This is a genomic window from Hypericibacter adhaerens (assembly GCF_008728835.1).
Classification (GTDB): Bacteria; Pseudomonadota; Alphaproteobacteria; order Dongiales; family Dongiaceae; genus Hypericibacter; species Hypericibacter adhaerens.
In genome coordinates, this window is sequence record NZ_CP042582.1 from 5,192,373 (window position 1) to 5,214,002 (window position 21,630).

Genomic DNA, 21,630 nt, shown 5'->3' on the forward strand with positions numbered 1-21,630 from the left:
AGCGTCACGACCCGTCCCTCGCCCATAGCGCCGTTGGGCGCCGGCGGCCGGCTCGGCTAGACTGAGGCGGCAACCATCGAGAGCCCTCCATGACCCTGAAAAGCTTCGCCCCTTCGGTCGCCTCGTCCGAGCTCATCGCCGCGCTGCGCGAGGATGGCGCGGTCATCCTGCGCGAGCTGGCGTCGACCGAGCTCGCCGATGCGGTCGCCTCCGAGTTGCGGCCGCACTTCGACCGCATCGGCCAGAAGGCGCAGAGCGACTTCAACGGCTACAAGACGCTGCGTATCTCCAGCATCCTCAAGCGCTCGCGCCGCTCGGCCGAGCTCATCGCCCATCCGCGCATCCTCGAAATCGCCGACGCGATCCTGCTGCCCCATTGCATCAACTACCGGATCGGGAGCTGCACCGGGATCGAGATCTGGCCGGAGGAATCGCAGCAGCGCCTGCATCGCGACGACGGTATCTACCCGATCCGGATGCCCGGCATGGAATGGCAGATCGGGGTCAATTGGGCGCTCGACGATTTCACCCTCGAGAACGGCGGCACGCACGTCATCCTCGGCAGCAACCGCTGGAAGGAGCCGCGCCTGCCGCAGGATGAGCCGACGGTCCAGGCCGTGATGCCGAAGGGATCGGCCGTGATCTATATGGGCTCGACCTGGCATGGCGGCGGCGCCAACCGCAGCAACCGTCCGCGCATGGGGCTGGTCAACACCTACAGCCTCGGCTGGCTGCGGCAGGAGGAGAACCATTATCTCTCGATCCCGCGCGAGGTTGCCGATTCCTACCCCGAGCCCATCCGCCGCCTGATGGGCTATCAGGGTCATGGCCGCATCCTCGGCTGGTTCCCCGGCAACCCGGACGGCTACTAGCCCCTCTCCATGCGCATCCTGATCGGCGCCGTCGGACGCTGGAAGGCAGGTCCCACCCGCGACTTGTTCGAGGATTACCGGCAGCGCCTGACCTGGCCCGTCGAGCTCAAGGAGGTCGAGGAGAAGCGGGCGCTGCCGGAAGCCCAGCTCAAGGCGCGCGAGGCCGAGCTGCTGCTGGCGGCGCTGCCGCGTGGAAGCGGCGGGCTGGTGACCGTGGCCCTGGACGAAAAGGGGCAGAATCTCGGCAGCGAGGCCTTCGCGGGCCGGATCGGGAAATGGCGGGACGAGGGCCGTGCCACGATCGCCTTCCTGATCGGCGGGGCCGCCGGCCATGGCAGCGCCGTCCTCGAGGCGGCCGACCTCAAGCTGGCGCTGGGCGCCATGACCTGGCCGCATCTCCTGGTGCGGGGAATGCTGATGGAGCAGCTTTACCGGGCCCAGCAGATCCTTGCCGGCCACCCCTATCACCGGTCATGAAAAGCCCTTAATTTGCTGCTCGATTCGGCCTCCAGGAGCCCAACCTCAGGAGAGGATAGATGCTCGCGAATCCCGCGCCGGGCCGGCGCCACCGGCCTGCCGCCGCCCGCTGGCTGGCCGTTGGGCTGGCGCTGTTCCTGACCGGCTGCCTGATCGATTCCAAGAACCCGATCGCGCCCCCCAGCGCCGACGCCATCGACCCCGAGATACTGGGCAGTTGGGGCGCCACCGGTGACGACGGGGCGATCTTCGTCCATGTGTTCCAGCCGGCCGACAGCCCGCCGGGCTCCGTGGAGGTGATCACGGTCGGTTTCGAGAAGGACAAGAGCGGCTCGATCGACCATTATTGCGGCCATCTGAGCCGGCTCGAGAAGCGGTATTTCATCAACCTGATAGGCCCGGTCGAGGACTGCAAGAAGGCGGCGGGCGAGCCCTATTTCTTCGTCGCTTACGACCGCTCGCTCGACGATGTCCTGACCGTCAGCCTGATGAAGGAGGATGTGGTCCACAAGGCGATCGCCAGCGGGAAAATCGCCGGCCTCAAGGATGCCAATGGCGCCCCGACGGACCATATTACGGCGGAGTCCGACGCGATCCGGGCCCTCATCCTGGGCGATACCGGCGGGCTTTGGGACCGGGCCCTGACCCTGCGCCGGGTCAAGCCGCCCGGGAGTTGAGCCGGCGTCCCCTTCTGCTTCGTGAGAGACAGACTCCCAAACGATGACCGATAAACCTCCCGCCCGTCCCCGCCCCGTCCTGCTCTGCATCCTCGATGGCTGGGGCCATCGCCCCGAGCCGGCCCAGCCGGACAACGCGATCTGGCAGGCGAGCACCCCCAACCTCGACCGCCTGGCCAAGAGCTCGCCGATGTCCTTCCTCGACGCCTCGGAAAGCTCGGTCGGCCTGCCGCTGGGGCAGATGGGCAATTCCGAGGTCGGGCATATGAATATCGGCGGCGGCCGCGTGGTGATGCAGGACCTGCCGCGCATCGATCAGGCCGTGGCCAACGGGTCGCTGGCGAAGAACAAGGTGCTGCTCGATTTCGCCGCCAAGCTCAAGGCGAGCGGCGGCACCTGCCATCTCATGGGGCTGGTCTCGCCCGGCGGCGTGCACAGCCATCAGGCGCATATCGCGGCCCTGGCCAACATCGTCGCCGGCGCCGGCGTCAAGGTCGCGATCCACGCCTTCCTCGACGGGCGCGACACGCCGCCCTCGAGCGCGCGCGGCCAGCTCGCCGATTTCCAGAAATCGCTGAAATCCGGGGCGGCCATCGCCACAGCGACGGTGAGCGGGCGCTTCTACGCGATGGATCGCGACAAGCGCTGGGAGCGCATCGAGAAGGCCTATGACGCGATGGTTCTGGCGCAAGGCGAGCATGCCCGCAGCGCCGACGCGGCCGTGGCCCAGAGCTATGAGCGCAAGGCGACCGACGAGTTCGTGGCCCCGACCGTGATCGGCGACTATGCCGGCATGCGCGATGGCGACGGCGTGCTGATGGGCAACTTCCGCGCCGACCGCGCCCGCGAGATCCTGCACGCGCTGCTGGATCCCGCCTTCGACGGGTTCGCACGCCGGCGCATCGTCACGTTCGCCGCTGCCGCCGGCCTCGTCGAATATTCGGACGCGCTCAACAAGCTGCTGCCGGCGCTGTTCGCGGCGCAGACCGTTTCCAACAGCATCGGCGAGCTGGTCGCGAAAGCGGGACTGAAGCAGCTGCGCATCGCCGAGACCGAGAAGTACGCGCACGTCACCTTCTTCTTTAACGGCGGCGAGGAGACCGTGTTCCCCGGCGAGGACCGCATCCTCGTGCCGTCGCCCAAGGTCGCGACCTACGATCTCCAGCCCGAGATGTCGGCCTACGAGGTGACGGACAAGCTGGTGGCCGCGATCGACAGCGGCAAATACGATTTCATCGTGGTCAATTTCGCCAACACCGACATGGTCGGCCATACCGGCAAGCTCGACGCCGCCATCAAGGCGGTCGAGGCCGTGGATCGCTGCATCGGTCGGATCGACGAGGCGCTGCGCCGGGCCGGCGGCACGATGCTGATCACGGCCGACCACGGCAATGCCGAGATGATGTTCGACCCCGAGACCAACCAGCCCCACACCGCCCACACGCTCAACCGCGTGCCGGCGATGCTGGTGAACGGCCCCGCCGATGCCGCGGCGCTGGCCGACGGCAAGCTCGCGGATGTGGCGCCCACCCTGCTTCAGGTGATGGGGTTGCCGGCACCGAAGGAGATGACGGGCCATTCGCTCATCCGCCAGGCCCGGTCGCAAGCGGCCCAGGCCCAACGGGAGCGGCGCGTCGGCGAGTGACGAGGCTCGGGCCCTTTCATTGGATTCTGGTTGTCCCGTTGATCGCGCTGGCCGGAGCCCCGATCCTGCCCGGCTGGGCGCAGGATTCGGATTCGGCAGCGAGCGCGCCGACGCAAGCGCAGGATCAGGGCCAGCTGCAGCAGGTCGAGCAGGCGCTGGAGCGCGACCGCGCCAAGATCGAGGCGTTGCAGCAGCAGCAGACCAAGCTGGCGCAGGAGATCGCGGCGCTGCAGGACCGGATGGTGGCGGCCGCCAAGCGGGCCCAGGAGCTCGAGACCGGCCTCGACGAGATCAGCGGCACGCTGGCGACGCTCGAGGAGAATCTCGACACCAAGGAGGCCGAGCTGGCGGGGCGCCGCAAGCAGATGGATGCCAGCCTCGCCGCCCTGGGCTGGCTCGCCCTCCAGCCGCCGGCGGCATTGCTGATCGGCGCCGAACGCCCGCTGGACCGCCTGCGCGGCGCGCTGCTCCTGGGCAGTGCCGTCCCTGCGCTCAAGACGCGGATGGCCGATCTCAGCGGCTCGCTCACCGAGCTCGAGCGGCTCAAGCGGGAGATTGCCGAGCGCAAGACGGCGATCGAGGCCGAGAATGCCAGCCTCGCCGACGAGAATCGTGACATTGCCAAGATGGTCGAGGCGCGCCAGGCGCTCGCCGCCAAGACCGGTGCGGAGCAGGCTGCGGCCGCCAAGCGCGTGGAAAAGCTGGCGGCCGAGGCCAAGGATCTGCGCGACCTGCTCGCCCGGCTCGCGACCCTGCGGCCGCCCACCAAGCCCGTGACGGACGCCGCCGACGAAACCCAGCTGGCGGCCTTGCCGGGCGCCACGGGCCAGCGCCCCTTTCCCGACCCGCCTCAGGCCATCGCCCTCCCGGCCGCCGGCGCCGTCCTGGCGGCCTTCGGCGACCCGCTGGACAGCGGCGGCAAGAGCCAGGGCGTTACATTCCAGACACGTAGCGAAGCGCAGGTGGTGGCCCCCTATGACGGCCAGGTGGTCTTTAAGGGACCGTTCCGGGGTTATGGCGCAATCTTGATCATCGAACATGCGGGCGGATACCATAGTCTGCTCGCCGGCCTGGGCCGTATCGATGTGACGCTCGGTCAATGGGTCAAGGAGGGCGAACCGGTCGGTCAGATGGGGCCCGTCGCGAGCGGCGGCCCTAAACTCTATGTGGAGCTGCGGCGTGGTGGACAACCGATCGACCCCGCGCCGTGGCTGGGCATCCGCGACAACTAGAATGGACAAACCCCGCATGACTCGCACCCTGCGCTTGGCAGCGGCAGCGGCACTCGCCGTCTGCTTCTACTCCTTCCCCGCCGGCTCGGACGACACTTCCGAGACCTACCGGCAACTCAACCTCTTCGGCGACGTGTTCGAGCGGGTGCGCTCCTCCTATGTGGAGGAGGTCGGCGACAAGGAGCTGGTGGAAGCTGCCATCAACGGCATGCTGAGCTCGCTCGATCCGCATTCGAGCTACATGGACCCGCAGAGCTTCGAGGACATGCAGGTCCAGACCAAGGGCGAGTTCGGCGGCCTCGGCATCGAGGTCACGATGGAGAACGGCGTGGTGCGCGTGGTCTCGCCCATCGACGACACGCCGGCCTTCAAGGCCGGGCTGCAGCCGGGCGACTATATCGTCCAGATCGACGGCGAGCCGGTGATGGGCCTGACCCTGTCGCAGGCGGTCGACAAGATGCGCGGGCCGGTGGATTCGCCGATCAAGCTCACGATCCAGCGTGGCCAGGGCGATCCCTTCGACGTGACGCTCAAGCGCGCCGTCATCAAGATCCAGTCGGTGCGCTCGCGCCTCGAGGGCAACGATATCGGCTATGTGCGCATCACCAGCTTCAGCGAGCAGACCGATGTCGGCCTCAAGGCCGCGATCGACAAGCTGAAGCAGCAGTCCAACAACAAGCTGATCGGCCTGGTGCTCGATCTGCGCAACAACCCGGGCGGCCTGCTCGACCAGGCGATCGCCGTCTCCGACGATTTCATCGACCAGGGCGAGATCGTCTCGACCCGCGGCCGCGATCCCAAGGCCGCCCAGCGCTTCAACGCCACGCCGGGCGACATCACCGGCGGCCTGCCGATGGTGGTGCTCATCAACAGCGGCTCGGCCTCGGCCTCGGAGATCGTGGCGGGCGCGCTCCAGGATCACCATCGCGCGATCCTGATGGGCACGACCTCCTTCGGCAAAGGCTCGGTCCAGACCATCATCCCGCTGCCGGGCCATGGCGCGATCCGCCTGACGACGGCGCGCTACTACACGCCGTCCGGCCGCTCGATCCAGGGCACCGGCATCGTGCCCGACATCGAGGTCCGCCAGGCCAAGGTCGAGGAGATCCCCGGCCAGGTCGAGCATCACGAATCCGAGCTGCGCGGCGCCTTGAACAATGACGGGCTCAAGCCCGATCAGGGCCAGAACCAAAACCAGAACCAGAACCAGGACCAGAATCAAAACCAGAACCAGAACCAGACCCCGCCCTCCGGCGGCGGCTCGTCCAGCACGACGCCGCCGGCCGGCGCCACCCCGGCACAGACGCCGGCGCCCGGCGAAGGCGACGTGGCCCAGGATTACCAGCTGGGCCGCGCTCTCGACCTGCTGCGCGGGCTGGCGCTGATCCAGGCGCAGAAGTCCAACTGAGGCGGCAACGCATGACGACGGCGAAGCGCGCGATCCAACGACAATCGCGCCTTCGCCGCGTCGTCGCGGAAAGCGGGCCGGCGAAACGGTGGTGACGCCCGCATCAGAGGAGGGGCCCCCGCCGAGGCCGCGACGGGCCGGGCGCTTCTTCGTTCTGTTGGCCATGCTGCTCCTGATCGCCGCGGGCGGCGGCACCCTCTGGCTGCAGCGGACGCACAAGCTCCAGGAACTGATGGAGCAGCCGCCCGCCGCGGTGGTGGAGATTCCGGCCGAAGCCCTGACACCCGGCGAAGCCGCTCCCGACAGCACCGCTTCGACCCAAGCGCCGACCGCCGGCACCGAGACCGGCGACGCGACGGCTACACCTGCCGAAAGCGGCAGCGAAGCACCCGCAGCGACAACGCCGACGGAAAGTCCGGCGGAAGCCACGCCGCCCGCCCCGACCCCGGACGCGACGACAACGCCGGCAACGACGGCGACGGATACCGCACCGCCCGCAGGCTCCGCGCCGGCCAGCACGCAGCCGGCGGAGATCGCCAGCACGCCTCCGGCGGAACCCGTCGTCCCCACCGCCACGCCGACGCCGGTCGGCACCGCGGAACCGGCCACGGTCGAAGCGCCCCCGGCCCCGGCCGAGGCGCCCGCGACGGCGGAGCCAGCGACCCCGCCCGCCGAGGTTGCGGCGGCACCGGCGGCCGAACCCGCCCCGACCACCGAGACCGCGCCGCCGGCCGCGGTGACCGACACCGAAACGCCCGCGGCCACCCCGCCTGTGGAAACGGCGAGCGTCGAATCCTCGCCATCCCCGGCCGCCACTGAAAACACGGCGCCCGCGGCGACGGAGGAAACGGCGGCGATCACGGCGCTGCCGATCCCGTTGCCTCGGACGAAACCGCCATCGCCCCCGGCCGCGCCGGCCAGCGCTGCGGTCGAAACCGCTCCCGACAGCGCCCAGGCCGCGCCGGCCGTTGCCGCTTCGGCCGCGCCGGCAGCAGATGCGTCCGCCGTCGGCACGGCACCGGCCGCATCGCTGGGAGCCGCCGCCACCGCCGAAGCGGTCAACGCGCCGGCAACGACCCAGACCGCATCGGCCTCGCCCTCCGCTTCACCCGCCGGCAGCGAGCCGGCCTGGAAGAAGTTCGCGCGACCCTTTCCCGCCGACGATCCCCGCCCGCGCGTGGCGCTGGTGGTCACGGGTCTCGGCCTGACCGCGGCCCAGACCCAGGCGGCCATCGACCAGCTGCCGCCCGAGGTGACGCTCGCCTTCAGCCCCTATTCGGGGGATTTGCAGGGCTGGATCGCCAAGGCCCGCGCCGCCGGCCATGAGGTGCTGCTCGAGCTGCCGATGGAGCCGCTCAATTATCCCGCCGACGATCCGGGTCCGCAGGCCCTGCTCTCCAGCCTCTCGCCCGCCGAGAACCTGAAGCGGCTCGACTGGGTCATGGCGCGCAGCGACGGCGTCGCCGGTCTCGTCGCCAATATGGGGTCCAAATTCCAGGCCAATGCGCGGCTGATCCGTCCCGTGCTGACGCGGGTGGCCGAGCGGGGCTACCTCTATATCGACAACCGGTCGGGGCCCACCAGCGTCGTCGGCGAGATCGCCGCCAATATCGAGCTGCCCTGGACCTACAACACCCGCTTCATCGATGCCGAGGCGAGCCGGGTCTCGATCGACGGAAGGCTGCAGCAGCTCGAGCGCACCTCGCGGGAAAAGGGCTTTGCGCTCGGCCTCGCCCAGGGCTATCCCGTGACGATCGAGCGCGTGGCCGCCTGGGCCAAGAGCCTGGAGATCAAGGGCCTGGTGCTGGCCCCCGCCTCCGCCCTGGCGAAGATGGGCGCGCAGTAGATGGCGATGCAACGGCAAGCGGAAAAGGCATGAGCGCCGAAGGCCAGGATACCGGGAAACGCGAGACCCGCCTCGGCGATCCCTTCGAGGCGCTGCCCTACCGTCCCGGCGTCGGCATCATGCTGCTGAACGGCGAAGGGGCGGTCTTCGTGGCGCAGCGCATCGACATGCCGAGCGATGCCTGGCAGATGCCCCAGGGCGGCATCGACAAGGGCGAGACGCCGATCGACGCCGCCTGGCGCGAGATGAAGGAAGAGATCGGCACCGACCGCGCCCAGCTTCTCGCGGAGAGCCGGGAATGGCTCAGCTACGATCTGCCGCGCGATCTCGCCGGCAGGCTCTGGCGCGGGCGATTCCGCGGCCAGCGGCAGAAATGGTTCGCGTTCCGCTTCACCGGCGAGGATCGCGATATCGACATCGCCGGCACCGACCATCCGGAATTCTCCACCTGGCGCTGGGCGCCGATGGCCGAGCTGCCGTCGCTCATCGTCCCGTTCAAGCGGCTGCTTTATCGGCAGCTGGTCGAGGAGTTCCAGCCGCTGGTCGCGCCGCTCGCGCGCTGACGCCCGGGCTCTTGTCGATAACACTGGCCTTCTGGCCTTACATCCTTTTGCCAGCGCGTCTGTTGGTCGATCCGCCAGTGAAGATGCCGCGCGCGATCCGCTTAACCACGATGGCCGTCCCTTTCCGGCGTGTATCCGCGCGCCCGTGAGACCGTTTCACAAGCCGCGCGCGATCGCGGATGAGCGACGGGTTAACCACGTCGCGTCAGTTTGAAACAAGCACCGGCGAAACTTGGCTCAAACTTTCGATGGGGTTCAATTAACAACATCAAGCCGCTAGGGTCTCTTCATCGGGCGCCGCCTTAAAGAGGCGGTCCATCTCCATGCGCGGGAGAAGGCCCGACACCATGAAGGTCGAAGGGGGCTTGCAGGCATGATGCCAGCGCATGTGGATACGCTCATCCTTGGTGGCGGCACCGCGGGATGCGCGCTTGCCGGGCTTATCGCCGAACGATCAAGCGACACCATTCTGCTGCTGGAGGCCGGCCCCGACTACGGGTCGCTGCACGAGGGACATTGGCCGCGCGAGCTGCTCGATGCGCGCCGCATCCCGGTTTCGCATGATTGGGGCTATGACAGCGGCCCCTTCCTGCCCGGGCGCCGTGTCGCCTATGAGCGCGCGCGCGTCATCGGCGGCTGCTCCGCCCATAACGGCTGCAGCGCTGTCTGGGGCACGCACTGGGACTATGACGGCTGGGCCGCCGCCGGCAATGCCGGCTGGAGCGCCGGCGAGGTCCTTCCTTTGCTGCAGGCGGTCGACCGGCGCCTCAAGGTGAGGCGCTACGAGGCGGAGGAGATTCCGCCCTATCAGCGGGCGGTCCATGACGCCGCGCGGGCCGCGGGCTTCGCAGCCTCGGCCGACATGAACGATATGGCCGAGGACGAAGCGGTCGCCTATTGCCCGGTCAACAACCAGCGCGGCATCCGCTGGAACACGGCCTTCGCCTATCTCGATCCGGTGCGCAACCGTCGCGGCCTGACGATCCGGGGCAGCGCCTTGATCAACCGCCTTCTCCTCGAGCGCGGCCGCGTGGCCGGGGCCGAGGCGATCATCGACGGGACCCTGCACGAGGTGCGCGCCCGCCGCACCGTGCTCGCGGCCGGCGCCTACGGTTCACCCGCGATCCTGCTGCGCTCGGGCATCGGCGATCCCCGGCTGATCGAGCCGCACGGGCTCCGGGTCGCGCATGCCTTGCCGGGGGTGGGACGCAATCTCCAGGATCACCCGGCGGTCGCCGTGGCCTTTCCCGGCTCGCGGGAGCTCGAGGCGGCGAGCGCCGCCTTCGAGCGCAGCCATTGGACGCCGGAAGAGCTCGTCATCGTCAAGGCGCGCTCGCGGCAGGCCCGGGAGAGCTTCGATCTCCATCTCTTCTCCGAGGGCGGGCGCGTCGCCGATGGCAGCGATGCCTGGCGCTGGCAGATCTATGCGGCGGGCCTGCTGCCGCGCTCGCGCGGGCAGCTCCGGCTGGCCTCGGTCGATCCGGCCGCGGCACCGCTGATCGAGCACCGCCACCTGAGCGACGCGGAAGGCCACGATCTGGCCGTGCTGGCCGACGGCGTCGAGCTCATCCGGCAGCTCGCATCCCAGACGCCGCTCGCCCGATGGCTCGGAGCGCCGTTCGACGCCGCTATCCTGGGCGACCGCCGCGCGCGGGAAGGCTGGATCCGGGCGCGGGTCGTCCATTACTGGCACCCGGCCGGCAGTTGCGCCATGGGCAGCGATCCGGCCGCCGGCGCCGTGGTCGATGCGCGCGGGAAGATCCACGGCCTCGAGGATGGCTATGTCGCCGACGCCTCGATCATGCCGGCGCTGCCCCGGGCCAATACCAACATTCCGACCGTGCTCGTGGCCGAGCGGATCGCGAGCTGGCTGACCTGAGGCTCGACCAGGGCATATATCGTGCCGTCCAGGTCGTCCCTGCGCGTCTCGCGTTATTCGCGACCTGCCGGATCACGGATTTCCATTGTCCGGACGCAAGCGTCGTAGATCTCCTCGTGGATCTGCTCGAGAACGGACCAGGGCTGGCCATCGACGAAGAGCTGGGGGCGGGGCGTGCCGCCAACGCGGTCCGAAGCCACGGCACCGCCATTGCGAACCGCCGCTTCCAGCAGGCGCCTGCCGAATTCCGGCCTGATGGAGTCCAGCATCCCCGTGGCCGGCCCGGGCCAAAGTAGGGCGACCGCGCCCAGAAGCGCGGCGCCCGCCCAGTTCGAGACGCCGCCGACGATGGGATAGTCGCAGCCGACATGGCACCAGAGCTTGTCGCCGCCCGCTATGTTCTTGGCAACCAGGTCGTGGGGAAGGCTGCCCATGCCGATTTCATTGCCGAGATCGCCGATACCGATCGTCGTCCATGGCCCGCCGTTGAACAGCCGTTCCAGCGGCGCATTGTAGTTCGTGATGTCCACGCCGCGCGCATCGCGCGGCGCGCCGTCGAGGGACGGCCCGCAGCGTTCGATGGCGATGACGTGCGTGATGGCGGGCTGCATAGCCCGCCATAGGCGGTCGACATCGGGCAGCGGCTTGCCGCCGTCGCCGCCCGTTTCATGCATCGAGATGATATCGAGCGGAATCTCGCCCTCGAGCTCGGCACCGGCTCGGGTCGCGAGGACAACCTGCGCATTGGCGACATCCGTCGCGACCCGGCAAGGAATCCCCACAGAAGAGAAACCCGCCGCCAGCATGAGCGCACCCGGCGGACCATCGGTCTCGCAATTCGGCGGCTCCCCGTGCTCGAGAAAGAAGCCGGTGATGATCGCGATGCTGGGGGCGGGATGGCGGGCGATCGATTCTGCCGCCCGGGCAAGATTGCCGCGAACATGAGCGGCAAGGGGGCCGATATTGCGTTTCTGGATGTCCTGGCCGGACAGCGCCTCGAGCCTCGCGATGGCGCGATCGACAGCATCCATGGCGTTTCAGGCTGCCAATCGGCAGCAATCGGGGGTGATCCTCCTTCTAGTAAGGGGGAGCCCCAGCCGAAAAGTCAAATGCCGAGAAAGCCGCCGGCCCCGCTATTTGGACTTCCCCCGGGCCGCCACGGGCCAGACGGCCTCAACCTTGCCGTCCCGGATGCCCACGATTTCGTCGTGCAAATGCACGGTGGTGTCGGAATAGCCGACGATCAGCTCGATGCGGTCCCCGATGCTGGGCCGGTCGCTCGGGTTCAGCAGCTCGATCGTCATATGCTCGGCCGAAAGCCGCAGGCTGCTGATCTCCGGCAGCCCCAGAGGCATGGGCATGGCCGCGTCGCTGCTCATCACCTTCTTGCCGGCATCGAGAACGATGCGGTTCGGTGTCGGCCGGCTCGTGACGGTGGCCAGCACTGTCAGCGCGCAGGGAAAATCGACATGGAACTTGGTGCGATAGTACATGTCGGAGAAGACCGCGCCGCCGACCTGCACTTCGGTCACACCAGGCTGCTCGGCACAGTAAGGAAAGGTGCCGGTCCCTCCGCAGCTCACGATGTCGACGGCGAAGCCTGCCCGTCGGCAGGAATCGGCGCTCGCCGTCAATTGCGCGATGGCGCCGGCGACGGCCAGCCGCTTCTGTTCCGGATCGGCGATGGTCACGGTGTGGCTTTCCCAGCCCATCACGCCGCGGAACACGATCTCCGGACGCCCCGCGATCGCGCGCGCCAGAGCGAGGACCGGTTCACCCGGACCGACGCCGGCGCGTTTCATGCCGACATCGACCTCGATCACGACGTTCAATCTGCGCCCGCGCGCCTTGGCGGCATCGGCGAGCTCATGGAGGTTTTCGATGCTGTCGACGGCGACGATCGGATCCGCGCGGTCCAGCAGATCGAGCAGACGGCGCACTTTGATCGGGCTGACGATCTGGTTCGCGATGAGGATGTTGCGGATGCCAGCCGAGGCCATCACCTCCGCCTCGCCGAGCTTGGCGCAGGTGATGCCGATGGCGCCCGCCGCCAGTTCCTGCCGTGCGATGGCGATCGTCTTCTGACCCTTGATATGCGGCCGCCATTGCACACCGTTGCGACGACAGATCGATGCGACCCGCGCGACGTTCGCCATCATCACGTCGAGATCGACCAGAAGCGCCGGCGTGTCCAGCATGTCCTTGGGCATGCCGATCGGAGAGCTGGCGGTCGTCATCGCAAACCCGCCTTGCCGCGAGAGGTTCGCTCGGCCATGGCGTAGGTCTCCTCGACGAGGCGCAGGGTCTCCAGATTGTCGGTGACATCGGTTTCGAAGGGTGTGCCGAGGATCAATCCATCCGCGAAATGCGCGATCACTCGGTCGAAGCTGGCCTGGTAGTCGCGGGCGAAATCGAATTTTTCCTGGTGCGCCTCCGCGCCGATGAAGCGGATATCGACGCCGTCGAGCAGGGCACTCGCCCTGTTGCCGACGATCTCGAGCCGGTCCAGCGTTTTTTCGGGATAACCCGCCGCGTCCATCGCCCCGCGCAGGACGATCGGCACGCCGGCCGCGGTCTCCATGAAGATCGCCGCCAGCGTCTCGCCGGCAACCTCCGGAACCGTGTGCGCGGTTCTGGCGCCCAGGATCGTCAGCGGGCCGAACAGCCAACGCAGCACGTCCAGATGATGGATCATGACCTCGGCGACCATCAGCCGCTGTTCCCGGCCCATGAAGGGCTGGCGCTCAAGGATGGGGCGGCGCCCGGCGGAATCCGGAAGGAGACCGGAGGACAGCATGGCCATGTCGACCTGGAGCAGGTCGCCCGCACGATCGCTATCGAGCCACCGCTTGATCTGCCGGTACCAGGGGCGAAACCGCCAGTTCTCGTGCACCATCAGGCGGATCCGGCCGGCGATCCGCTCCGCGAGGCCAATGCCGGCGCCAAGTGTCGGGGCGAGCGGCTTCTGGCAAAGCACGTCGATGCCCTTCGCCGCCGCCGTCTCGACGAGCGCCACGTGGGTCTCGCGCGGGGAGGCGATATCGACGGCGTCCAGCACCTGCTCGGCCAGCATCGTTTCGAGGTCGCAATAGCAGGCCGGAATCCCGAAGGCTTCGGCGCGACCTCGCGCGTTCTCGAGAACGGGATCACAAATGGCAACGACCCTGGCGCGCGGCTCCCGCGACCAGGCGATGAGATGGTGTTGGCTGATCATTCCCGCACCGACCATCCCGATGCGAAGCGAGCCGCCGCTTCGCGCGGCATGGGATTGTTCCTGCCGGTCAGGCTTTGCCATGCTGCTTACTCCGCGAATCCGAACAACCGCGATGGGTTCCGCCAAAGGACCCGGTCGCGATCCGCCGCATCCGGAAGCCAGCGGCGCAGAAAGCCGAGCGTGGTCTCGTAGGCAAGCTTCCGATCGATGGCGAGAAAGGGCCAATCGGAGCCCCAGATGCGCATATCCTCTCCGAACGCCCGGAAGAGCCTTTCGACATGCGCATCGAGCCGGTCGTAGCGATCCGGATCGGACACCATGCGAAACGGCGCCGACAGCTTGAGGACTGCGTGTCCGCCGCGGCCAAGATCGAGGACCGACCGGAATCCCGGCGCGTCGAGGCCGGCATCGGGATCGCCGATGCCGAAGTGATCGACGACGATCTTGACGCCGCTGGTCAACAGCAGCGGTGCAACACCGCGCCACTGGTCGTCGCGCGCATGAACCTGCGCGAACCAATCCCTCGCCTTGATCCGGGAAAGCAACGCGGGGGCATCCGGGCGGGAGAGCGCGGCGCCATCGAAGCTTCCGAGATTGAAGCGCACGCCGACGACACCGCGTTCCGCCAGTTTCTCCAGTGCGCGATCGCTCTCGTCGCCGTTGACGACCGCAATGCCCTTGTAGCGGCCTGCCGACGAGGCCATCGCGTCAAGCATGGCCGCATTGTCGAACGCATAGCAGCTGGGCTGCACCAGCACGGCGCGCGTCACGCCGGCCGCGGACAAGGCCGAAGCGAGTTCCTCGCGAGTTCCCGATTCGCCCGGCTGCGGCGTATAGCCGACGCCCGGCGTGAACGGGAAGCGAGCGGCGTCGACGATATGGAGGTGGCAATCGACGATGCCGCCCGCTGAGGCCGGAACCGGCTTCGAACGCTCGCTCACGTCATGCCCTCCTGGGAATGGCTTTGGTGGTTGCCGGGTCGAAGAGATGGATCGCCGCCGTATCGAGCAGAAGATCTGTGTGCTCGCCGGGCCTGAGCGCGGTCTCGCGGCCGATGCGAGCGATGATTTCTTCCCCCGTGCGTGCCGTCAGGATCAGATGCGTCTCGGCGCCGAGGGGCTCCACCGCCGCAACGGAAGCCGCGATGGGCTGAAATCGGACGCCCGGTGAACGAGCCGGGCCTCCTTCATAGATATCCTCCGGCCGGATGCCGAGCACGACCGGTCCGTTCGCGTAGCGGGCCAGCACGGCCGGCGCATAGCCGTCGACCGAGAAGCTTCCCTCGGCGGATCGCGCCATATAGCCGGCGCCCTGCGGCTCCAGGCGTGCCGGCAGGAGGTTCATCGGCGGGCTACCGAGGAACCGCGCGACGAACGTGTCCTCGGGATTGCGATAGACCTCGAGCGGCTTGCCGATCTGCACGACGTGCCCGCCATTCATGATGCAGATGCGATGCCCCATGGTCATCGCCTCGACCTGGTCATGGGTGACGTAGATCGTCGTCGTGCCGAGCTCGCTCTGCTGCTTGACGAGCTCGTTCCGGGTGGTCACGCGAAGCGCCGCGTCGAGGTTGGAGAGCGGTTCGTCGAACAGGAAGACCTTGGGGTCGCGCACGATGGCGCGGCCCAGCGCCACCCGCTGTCGCTGGCCGCCGGACAGCGCATGGGGCTTTCGGGCCAGGAAGGCGGAAAGGCCGAGGCGGGCTGCCACGTCCTTCACCCGCCGTTCGATCTCCGCGGCGGCCACCTTCCGCCGGCGCAGGCCGAACGCGAGATTCTCGCCCACGGTCATGTGCGGATAGAGCGCGTAGGACTGGAACACCATCGCGATGTCGCGATCCTTGGCGGGCAGGTTGTTGATCGGCCGCTTGTCGATCGACACGGTTCCCGAAGAGATCGCTTCCAGGCCGGCGATCATCCTGAGCGCTGAGGACTTGCCGCAGCCCGACGGCCCGAGCAGCACCATGAACTCGCGATCCGCCACGGTAAGGCTCATGTCCTTCACGGAAGGTTCGGCCGCGCCCTCGTAGTGCTTGCAGAGTTTGTCGATATCGACGACCGCCATAATGCTCCTGGCCCCGGATGATACAGTTGAGCGCTGCCGCTACCGCACGGCTCCTGCCGTCATCCCCTTGATGAGGATATCGGAGAAGAAGGCATAGATGAGAATGACCGGCGCGATCGAGATCATGAGTCCGGTCGCGATCATGCCGACGTCGAGCTGGTGTGCACCCATAAAATGCATGATGCCCAGCGGCAGGGTTCGCTTGTCGTCGTCGGTCAGGAGCACGATCGCATACAGGAACTCGTTCCAGAGGATGATGAAGTTGAGCGTGATGGTCGTGAAGACGGCCGGCATCCCGATCGGCAAGGTGATGCGCCAGAAGATCTGGAACTCCGAATAGCCGTCCATACGCGCCGCATCGAACAGGTCTTGCGGCAATTGCGCGAAGAAGCCTTCCAGGATGTAGACGGTCATCGCGAGCTGTGTCGACACATAGGCGATGATCACGCCCGGCAGGCTGTTATAGAGACCGAATTGCAGGAGGATCTGGAACAGCGAGAGGATGAGAAGCTGCGGCGGAAGAATCATGCCGCTGAGGATCGCGATCCTTACCGCCCGGTTGCCGCGGAAGCGGTAACGCGCCAGGCAGTGCGCCGCCATGGATCCGATGATCGTCAGGAGAATCACGGCACCACCGACCACGATCAGGCTGTTCCAGAAATAGGTCCCATATTTTGAAACGGTCCATGCGTCGATGAACTTCCCCCAATGCGCGGGGATCGGCAGGGCGTAGGGATTGTCGAAGATCTCCGGCGTGGTCCGCAGCGACATCGCCGCAACCCACAGGAACGGGCCGCCGGTAGCTACCGTATAGAGGATCAGGAAGATCAGGAGCGGCGTGCGCCGGAGATGGGCGAGCCAAAGCCCGAGCGCGCGCCGGTTTCCGAGGTCCGTTTCCACCGGCTAGAACTCCAGGCGATCGCGCTGCCTGAGCAGGCGGGTCATCAGGATAATGAAGACGACGATCATGGCAGACCAGAGGACAGCGATCGCCGACGGATAGCCGAGATCGAACGTGTTCCATTTGAAGGCGCGCTTGTAGACATAGGTGGAAACGGTCTCGGTCGCCCAGAGCGGCCCGCCGCCGGTCATGATCCAGACTAGGTCGAACATCATCATCTTGCCGATGAAGGACAGGACCAGAAGGTTCAGCAGGGTCGGGCGCAGCATGGGAATGATGATGTAGACCAGCTTGGCGACCCAGCCGCAGGCATCGAGCTCTGCGGCGCCGAGCACCTCGGACGGCAGCGCATAGAGGGCGGCCAGGCAGATGATCATGTTGAAGCCGAGCCACTTCCAGAGATGGGTGACGAGCACCGCCCAAAGCGCGGTCGAGGGATCGCCCAGCCAGGATTGCTCGAGCGCGCCGAGACCGAGCCAGTGCAGCACGAGGTTGATCAGGCCCCAGTCGTAATCGTAGAGCCAGACCCAGATGATGCCGACGACGACATAGGACATCAGTACCGGCGTGAACCAGACGATGCGCAGCGCTCGCGCGAAGGGCGCGCGGGAGAACAGGCACAAGGCGAGCAGCAATCCGCCGAGCACGTCGGCTATCGTGCCGACGACCGTGAAGACGGCGGTGTTGCCGACCGCGCGCCAAAAGACCGAATCGTGGGTGAGGAGCTGGATGTAGTTCTCGGTGCCGACGAAGGTCGAGACGCCCTGAGCGCCCACCGTATGGAGGCTGTTATAGAGGGTGCGGAGCACGGGATAGAAGATGAAGCCGGCGTAGATCACCGCGGCGGGGGCCAGAAAGACCGCGATGGTCCCGGGTGAGGCCTGCCTCGCCCCGATCCCCGCACTGCCTTTGGACGGAACGGATGCCGTATTCGCGACGTCAGCGGACATGATTGTTCCGGGCTGCAGATGAAATGCCCGGCCGGCGCGGTCGATCCGATCGACGCACCGGCCGGGCGTGTCAAGCGGTGCTAATGCTTATAGCAGGCTTCGTTCATCGCCTTGACCGCGTCGTCGACGGTGAGCAGACCGCCCGGGAAGGCCTTGTTCATCACCTGAGCGAAGGTTTCCTTGCACTGCCCGGTGAGAATGTCGACCGGCATTCCGGTGAAGTATTTCGCCCCGTTCTGCCGCTCCATCAGCTCGGTGAAATAGGCAGCATAGGGTCCGCTGAACTGAATGCCGGCGGTCTTGACGGCGGTCTGGAGGTAAACGGTCTCCATCCAGCGCTTGCCCATCTCGGGCTTGGCCAGTTCGTTGAGATAGGCGGCGGCGAGGTCCTTGTGCTTGCTGGCGGCATTGATCGCGAAGCTCGCGCCGACGGCCACCGTCTTGCACTCGTTGCAGGCCGCGTCGTCCATCGCCGGAAACTGCATGATCCCGAGCGGGAAATCCGCGGCCTGGCCGCCTTGATCGACGGGAACGAAGGCGCGGCCGGTATAGAAGCTGCCCATCGGAAACAGCAATGAACCCGGCTTCCGATAGAAATACTGGTGCGACTCGCCGAGCTTCAGCGTCATGAAGTTCTTCGGATAGGCGCCGGCATCGACCAGCTCCTTGACCCAGGTGAACGCGGCAACCACGCGCGGATCCTCGAAGGACAGCTCGCCCGTCAGCAGCTTGCCGTAATCCTCGGCACCCAGCTTGCGCAGCAGCGCTTCGGCGAGGATGTAGGCACCGGGATAGGGTCGGTCGCCCACGCCCTGGGAAATCGGCGTCATGTCGGCAGCACGCGCCTTCTTGATCAGATCGAGGAATTCCGCCTGGCTGAATTGCGCGTTCGCCGGCAGGCTCACGCCGAGCTTCTTCAGCCAGTCCTTGTTGTAGTAGAGCTCGTCGGTATAGGCCTCTTCCGGCAGGGCCCAGGTCTTGCCGTCGATTTTCCAGACGGCCCGCGCCCAGTCGTAGATGTTGCTCCAGTCCACCAGATCGTCGAGCGGCGCGATGAAGCCCCCCGTGATGTACTGGGTCTCGCCGGGCTCCACATAGAAGACGTCAGGGCCCTCGCCGGCCGGGAGCGCGGTCCGCAACGCCGAATCGAGCCCGTCCTTTTCATACCAGGTGATCTTGACATGGACCCCGGGGTGGCTCGCCTCGAGATTCCGGGCAGCCTGTTCCCGCAGCGCGACCTTCGCGGTCTCGTCTGCTTCATGGCTCCAGACCGTCAGCGTGATGTCCTCGGCCTTGGCGGTCGCGCCACCCATGACGGCCAGCGCCAAGACGGCGGCACAAAAGCCCAATCTCCCTCGATTCATCCCCTGCTTCCCCGTTTGTAGGGCGTTCATACCGCCCGCTTTCACGGCACCGTCACAGTGCCCGAAGCGATGCTAGGTGCGGCTTTCGATTGGGACAAATTGAAATTTTGACCGCCATCCGATAGGAATATCCAATCAATGCGCGCCACGCTCAGCCAGATCGAAGCCTTCTACTGGATCGCCCGCCTGGGCGGCTTCCATGCCGCCGCGGCGCGGCTGAACCTGGCGCAGCCGACGATCAGCCTTCGGGTGCGGGGGCTGGAGAAGGCGCTGGGCGTGAAGCTGTTCGAACGAGCGGGCCGGCTGGCCAAGCTGACGACCGAGGGTCGTCACCTGCTGCCGCATGCCGAGCGCATGGTCGGCCTCTCGGAGGAGTTGCACCTCAAGGCCGCGCTCGAGGATCCGCTCCGCGGACGGCTGCGGCTCGGCGCGCCCGACAGTTTCGGCCTCACCTCCATGCCGGCCCTGCTGGCTTCGCTGCGCAAGCAGTACCCCGATCTGAGCGTGGCGCTGACGATCGACAACAGCAGCGTGCTCAGCCAGATGCTGAACGACCGCGAGCTCGACGTGGCGATTGTGGCGGACCCGGAGGTCGCGGCGCATGTCGGGAAAGAGCCGATCGGAACGATCGAATGCGTCTGGGTCGCCAGTGCCAAGCTCGGTCTGCCCGATCGTCCCGTGAGGCCGCGCGACCTCCTGCATCATGAGATATTCACCAACCCCGACCCGTCGAATCTCATCACCCTGCTGAGGGACTGGTTCGCCACCGCCGGGCTTGAGGCGACCCGGCTGAGCACCTGCAACAGCTTGTCGGTGATCCTGCGGCTCACGATGGCGGGCGAGGGCGTGAGCCTGCTGCCCAAGCCGATTCTGCCGCGGCGTACGCGCGGCAGTTTGCAGATATTGAAGGCGCATCCGCAGATCGGGCGCCCGAGGCTCTTCGGCGCCTACCAGCTCGACCGTGCAGGCCGGATGGTGGATACGGTCATTGCGACGGCCCGGGCCTTAAGCGCGCGCTAGCACCCTGCCCGGTCGGATCGAATCGGAAGACACGCCAGGCCGGCCAGGATCGACGTTGCTCTTGCCCCCAAGGGGAAAGAGCCTCGCTTCGGCTCAGAATCCCGCCCGCGCCAGGCGCTGCACGCGCCAGCCCATGAACCAGGCGACGGCGCTGGTGAGCCCGTTGGCGAGCCGGCCCTGCGGCTGCAGCCCCGCCGCCTTCAGCACCATGGAGATGCCGCGCTGGATATGGTGGCGGCGGTAGAAGCTGTAGGCGCGGCGCGCATAGCGGGCGCCCCACTGGCGGCGGTCATAGGCCGCCTCGTCGCCGCCATTGGCGGCGTAATAGGCATAGGCGAGCTCGTCATCCTCGCTCTCGCGGATGCGCCGGAGCGCCACCAGGACGCGGCGCACGCGGCCGATCTTCTCGGCCTCCACATAGCGGCGCAGATGCGTGTAGAAGAGCTTGTAGTGGCGCAGCTCGTCGGCCGCGATGTTGCGGCAGATCTCGCGCAGGACCGGTTCCTTGGCCGCTTCCATCAGCGCCGTGTAGTAGGAGCTGGTGCCGGTCTCGACGATGCAGCGCGCCACCAGTTCGCCGGCGCGCGAGCCGCGGATCGACTGGGTCTTGTCGATCGAGATTTTGAAGCCGTCCTTGAAGCGGGCGAAGCTCTTGTCGAAGTCGAAGCTGGAATCGGCCATGGCCGCCCAGCGCGCGAGCACCGCGCCATGCTGGACTTCCTCGACCGCCCAAAGGCGCGCCGCGTCCTGGAAGGACGGATCGTCGTGGAAGACGTTGCAGAGGTAGGCCGCGTAATCCCCGCCGTTATATTCGACCATGCTGGCCGCCTTCACGATCCGCAGCAGCTCCGGATCCACCAGCGAGGGGTCGAATTGAGTCCAGGGAATGTCATCGAGCGTCCAGTGCTTCATGGTTTTCCACCCAGCTTTGTACGCGCGGTCGCGAATTAACGTTTCGGCAACGCTTATTTTGCGGGCGGCCACGCCGTTCCGCAAGACCGATTGGAATCGGCCTTAACCTTTCAACTCAAGCGGTTATAAGGAGTTCCGGCGAGTCGGCCGAACGGCCGAGCCTGTGGATTTAGTAGGGCGAACCCTCGGTCGCCGCTACCATTTTGGCCTCGGCCACGCTCACGGCCCGCTCGGCGGCGGCCCGGTCGGCGTCGGTCTTGGCGTCGGTCAAATCGTCGCGGGCGTCCTTGAGCTCGGTCTCGATCTGGCCCTTGTCGAGGTCTCCCAGCGGCACCGCCTGCTCGGCCAGCACCGTGCAGCGCTCGCCCGTCACCTCGGCGAAGCCGCCCGCCACGAAGATGCGGTCGGTCACCTGGCCGCCCTCGAACACGGCGATCACGCCGGGACGCACGCTCGAGATGAGGGGCGCGTGATCCGGCAGCACGCCGAAATCGCCCTCGGTTCCCGGCACGACCACCATGTCGACCGCCTTGGAGATGAGAAGGCGCTCGGGCGACACCAGCTCGAACTGCGTCTTGTCCGCCATGAAGGCTCCGCTCCGCTATG

Annotated in this window: 20 protein-coding genes; 10 read left to right on the plus strand and 10 right to left on the minus strand. The window is 67.1% G+C overall.

The genetic code is table 11. The features are described 5' to 3' along the window. Positions 1–89: 89 nt before the first annotated feature. From FRZ61_RS23255 to FRZ61_RS23295, 9 genes are all read left to right on the plus strand, one after another. A complete protein-coding gene (locus FRZ61_RS23255; protein ID WP_151119982.1) occupies positions 90–872 on the plus strand; it encodes a phytanoyl-CoA dioxygenase family protein in 783 nt (260 codons plus the stop codon). Between the two features lie 9 nt (positions 873–881). Further along, the gene (rlmH, locus tag FRZ61_RS23260) at positions 882–1,349 is read left to right on the plus strand and encodes a 23S rRNA (pseudouridine(1915)-N(3))-methyltransferase RlmH (RefSeq protein ID WP_151119983.1); all 468 of its coding nucleotides are present in this window, start codon (positions 882–884) and stop codon (positions 1,347–1,349) included. 59 nt (positions 1,350–1,408) lie between these two features. Beyond that, entirely contained in the window at positions 1,409–2,026 is a 618-nt protein-coding gene (locus FRZ61_RS23265) for a hypothetical protein (protein ID WP_151119984.1), read from the plus strand. A 43-nt stretch (positions 2,027–2,069) separates the two neighbouring features. Beyond that, the gene (gpmI, locus tag FRZ61_RS23270) at positions 2,070–3,671 is read left to right on the plus strand and encodes a 2,3-bisphosphoglycerate-independent phosphoglycerate mutase (protein ID WP_151119985.1); all 1,602 of its coding nucleotides are present in this window, start codon (positions 2,070–2,072) and stop codon (positions 3,669–3,671) included. Between the two features lie 38 nt (positions 3,672–3,709). Beyond that, positions 3,710–4,903, plus strand: a complete 1,194-nt coding sequence (locus FRZ61_RS23275; protein ID WP_151119986.1) for a murein hydrolase activator EnvC family protein — start codon at positions 3,710–3,712, stop codon at positions 4,901–4,903. A 16-nt stretch (positions 4,904–4,919) separates the two neighbouring features. Beyond that, complete coding sequence (locus tag FRZ61_RS23280; protein ID WP_151119987.1) at positions 4,920–6,311, plus strand: S41 family peptidase; 1,392 nt, start codon at positions 4,920–4,922, stop codon at positions 6,309–6,311. Positions 6,312–6,474: 163 nt separating this feature from the next. Further along, on the plus strand, positions 6,475–8,157 hold the full coding sequence (locus tag FRZ61_RS23285) for a divergent polysaccharide deacetylase family protein (RefSeq protein WP_225309287.1): 1,683 nt from the start codon (positions 6,475–6,477) through the stop codon (positions 8,155–8,157). A 119-nt stretch (positions 8,158–8,276) separates the two neighbouring features. Then, complete coding sequence (locus tag FRZ61_RS23290) at positions 8,277–8,720, plus strand: RNA pyrophosphohydrolase (protein WP_407657950.1); 444 nt, start codon at positions 8,277–8,279, stop codon at positions 8,718–8,720. Between the two features lie 373 nt (positions 8,721–9,093). After that, positions 9,094–10,599, plus strand: a complete 1,506-nt coding sequence (locus FRZ61_RS23295) for a GMC family oxidoreductase (RefSeq protein ID WP_151119990.1) — start codon at positions 9,094–9,096, stop codon at positions 10,597–10,599. A gap of 53 nt (positions 10,600–10,652) precedes the next feature. On the opposite strand, the gene FRZ61_RS23300 is transcribed toward FRZ61_RS23295, so the two are convergent. The 8 genes from FRZ61_RS23300 to FRZ61_RS23335 form a co-directional block, all read right to left on the minus strand. Beyond that, positions 10,653–11,630, minus strand: a complete 978-nt coding sequence (locus FRZ61_RS23300) for a glutamate cyclase domain-containing protein (protein WP_151119991.1) — start codon at positions 11,628–11,630, stop codon at positions 10,653–10,655. A 102-nt stretch (positions 11,631–11,732) separates the two neighbouring features. Beyond that, entirely contained in the window at positions 11,733–12,836 is a 1,104-nt protein-coding gene (locus FRZ61_RS23305) for a DSD1 family PLP-dependent enzyme (protein WP_151119992.1), read from the minus strand. Further along, on the minus strand, positions 12,833–13,894 hold the full coding sequence (locus tag FRZ61_RS23310) for a Gfo/Idh/MocA family protein (RefSeq protein ID WP_151119993.1): 1,062 nt from the start codon (positions 13,892–13,894) through the stop codon (positions 12,833–12,835). Before FRZ61_RS23310 ends, FRZ61_RS23305 begins: the two co-directional genes overlap by 4 nt. Positions 13,895–13,899: 5 nt before the next feature. Beyond that, the gene (locus FRZ61_RS23315) at positions 13,900–14,754 is read right to left on the minus strand and encodes an amidohydrolase family protein (RefSeq protein ID WP_191909180.1); all 855 of its coding nucleotides are present in this window, start codon (positions 14,752–14,754) and stop codon (positions 13,900–13,902) included. A 1-nt stretch (position 14,755) separates the two neighbouring features. Further along, positions 14,756–15,877, minus strand: coding sequence for an ABC transporter ATP-binding protein (locus FRZ61_RS23320; RefSeq protein ID WP_151119995.1), 1,122 nt, complete (start codon positions 15,875–15,877; stop codon positions 14,756–14,758). Positions 15,878–15,916: 39 nt separating this feature from the next. Next, positions 15,917–16,777 (minus strand): carbohydrate ABC transporter permease, encoded by an 861-nt coding sequence (locus FRZ61_RS23325; protein WP_225308969.1) that lies wholly within the window; start codon positions 16,775–16,777, stop codon positions 15,917–15,919. Positions 16,778–16,780: 3 nt separating this feature from the next. Next, positions 16,781–17,728, minus strand: a complete 948-nt coding sequence (locus FRZ61_RS23330; RefSeq protein ID WP_151119996.1) for a carbohydrate ABC transporter permease — start codon at positions 17,726–17,728, stop codon at positions 16,781–16,783. 80 nt (positions 17,729–17,808) lie between these two features. Further along, positions 17,809–19,041 (minus strand): ABC transporter substrate-binding protein, encoded by a 1,233-nt coding sequence (locus FRZ61_RS23335; RefSeq protein ID WP_191909181.1) that lies wholly within the window; start codon positions 19,039–19,041, stop codon positions 17,809–17,811. 189 nt (positions 19,042–19,230) lie between these two features. Between FRZ61_RS23335 and FRZ61_RS23340 the strand changes: the two genes are divergently transcribed. After that, positions 19,231–20,112 (plus strand): LysR family transcriptional regulator, encoded by an 882-nt coding sequence (locus FRZ61_RS23340; protein WP_151119998.1) that lies wholly within the window; start codon positions 19,231–19,233, stop codon positions 20,110–20,112. A 93-nt stretch (positions 20,113–20,205) separates the two neighbouring features. On the opposite strand, the gene FRZ61_RS23345 is transcribed toward FRZ61_RS23340, so the two are convergent. Then, positions 20,206–21,024 carry an acyl-ACP desaturase gene (locus FRZ61_RS23345; protein ID WP_151119999.1) on the minus strand — a complete coding sequence of 273 codons (819 nt, stop codon included), beginning with the start codon at positions 21,022–21,024 and terminating at the stop codon, positions 20,206–20,208. Between the two features lie 169 nt (positions 21,025–21,193). Continuing rightward, entirely contained in the window at positions 21,194–21,610 is a 417-nt protein-coding gene (locus FRZ61_RS23350; protein ID WP_151120000.1) for a F0F1 ATP synthase subunit epsilon, read from the minus strand. Positions 21,611–21,630: the final 20 nt, after the last annotated feature.

Coding starts and splice junctions, on each gene's coding strand:
- FRZ61_RS23350 (WP_151120000.1), bottom strand. CDS start 21,610: ATGGCGGACAAGACGCAGTTCGAGCTGGTGTCGCCCGAGCGCCTTCTC.
- FRZ61_RS23345 (WP_151119999.1), bottom strand. CDS start 21,024: ATGAAGCACTGGACGCTCGATGACATTCCCTGGACTCAATTCGACCCC.
- FRZ61_RS23265 (WP_151119984.1), top strand. CDS start 1,409: ATGCTCGCGAATCCCGCGCCGGGCCGGCGCCACCGGCCTGCCGCCGCC.
- gpmI (WP_151119985.1), top strand. CDS start 2,070: ATGACCGATAAACCTCCCGCCCGTCCCCGCCCCGTCCTGCTCTGCATC.
- FRZ61_RS23280 (WP_151119987.1), top strand. CDS start 4,920: ATGACTCGCACCCTGCGCTTGGCAGCGGCAGCGGCACTCGCCGTCTGC.
- FRZ61_RS23305 (WP_151119992.1), bottom strand. CDS start 12,836: ATGACGACCGCCAGCTCTCCGATCGGCATGCCCAAGGACATGCTGGAC.
- rlmH (WP_151119983.1), top strand. CDS start 882: ATGCGCATCCTGATCGGCGCCGTCGGACGCTGGAAGGCAGGTCCCACC.
- FRZ61_RS23285 (WP_225309287.1), top strand. CDS start 6,475: ATGCTGCTCCTGATCGCCGCGGGCGGCGGCACCCTCTGGCTGCAGCGG.
- FRZ61_RS23290 (WP_407657950.1), top strand. CDS start 8,277: ATGCTGCTGAACGGCGAAGGGGCGGTCTTCGTGGCGCAGCGCATCGAC.
- FRZ61_RS23340 (WP_151119998.1), top strand. CDS start 19,231: ATGCGCGCCACGCTCAGCCAGATCGAAGCCTTCTACTGGATCGCCCGC.
- FRZ61_RS23300 (WP_151119991.1), bottom strand. CDS start 11,630: ATGGATGCTGTCGATCGCGCCATCGCGAGGCTCGAGGCGCTGTCCGGC.
- FRZ61_RS23335 (WP_191909181.1), bottom strand. CDS start 19,041: ATGGGTGGCGCGACCGCCAAGGCCGAGGACATCACGCTGACGGTCTGG.
- FRZ61_RS23310 (WP_151119993.1), bottom strand. CDS start 13,894: ATGGCAAAGCCTGACCGGCAGGAACAATCCCATGCCGCGCGAAGCGGC.
- FRZ61_RS23255 (WP_151119982.1), top strand. CDS start 90: ATGACCCTGAAAAGCTTCGCCCCTTCGGTCGCCTCGTCCGAGCTCATC.
- FRZ61_RS23320 (WP_151119995.1), bottom strand. CDS start 15,877: ATGGCGGTCGTCGATATCGACAAACTCTGCAAGCACTACGAGGGCGCG.
- FRZ61_RS23330 (WP_151119996.1), bottom strand. CDS start 17,728: ATGTCCGCTGACGTCGCGAATACGGCATCCGTTCCGTCCAAAGGCAGT.
- FRZ61_RS23295 (WP_151119990.1), top strand. CDS start 9,094: ATGATGCCAGCGCATGTGGATACGCTCATCCTTGGTGGCGGCACCGCG.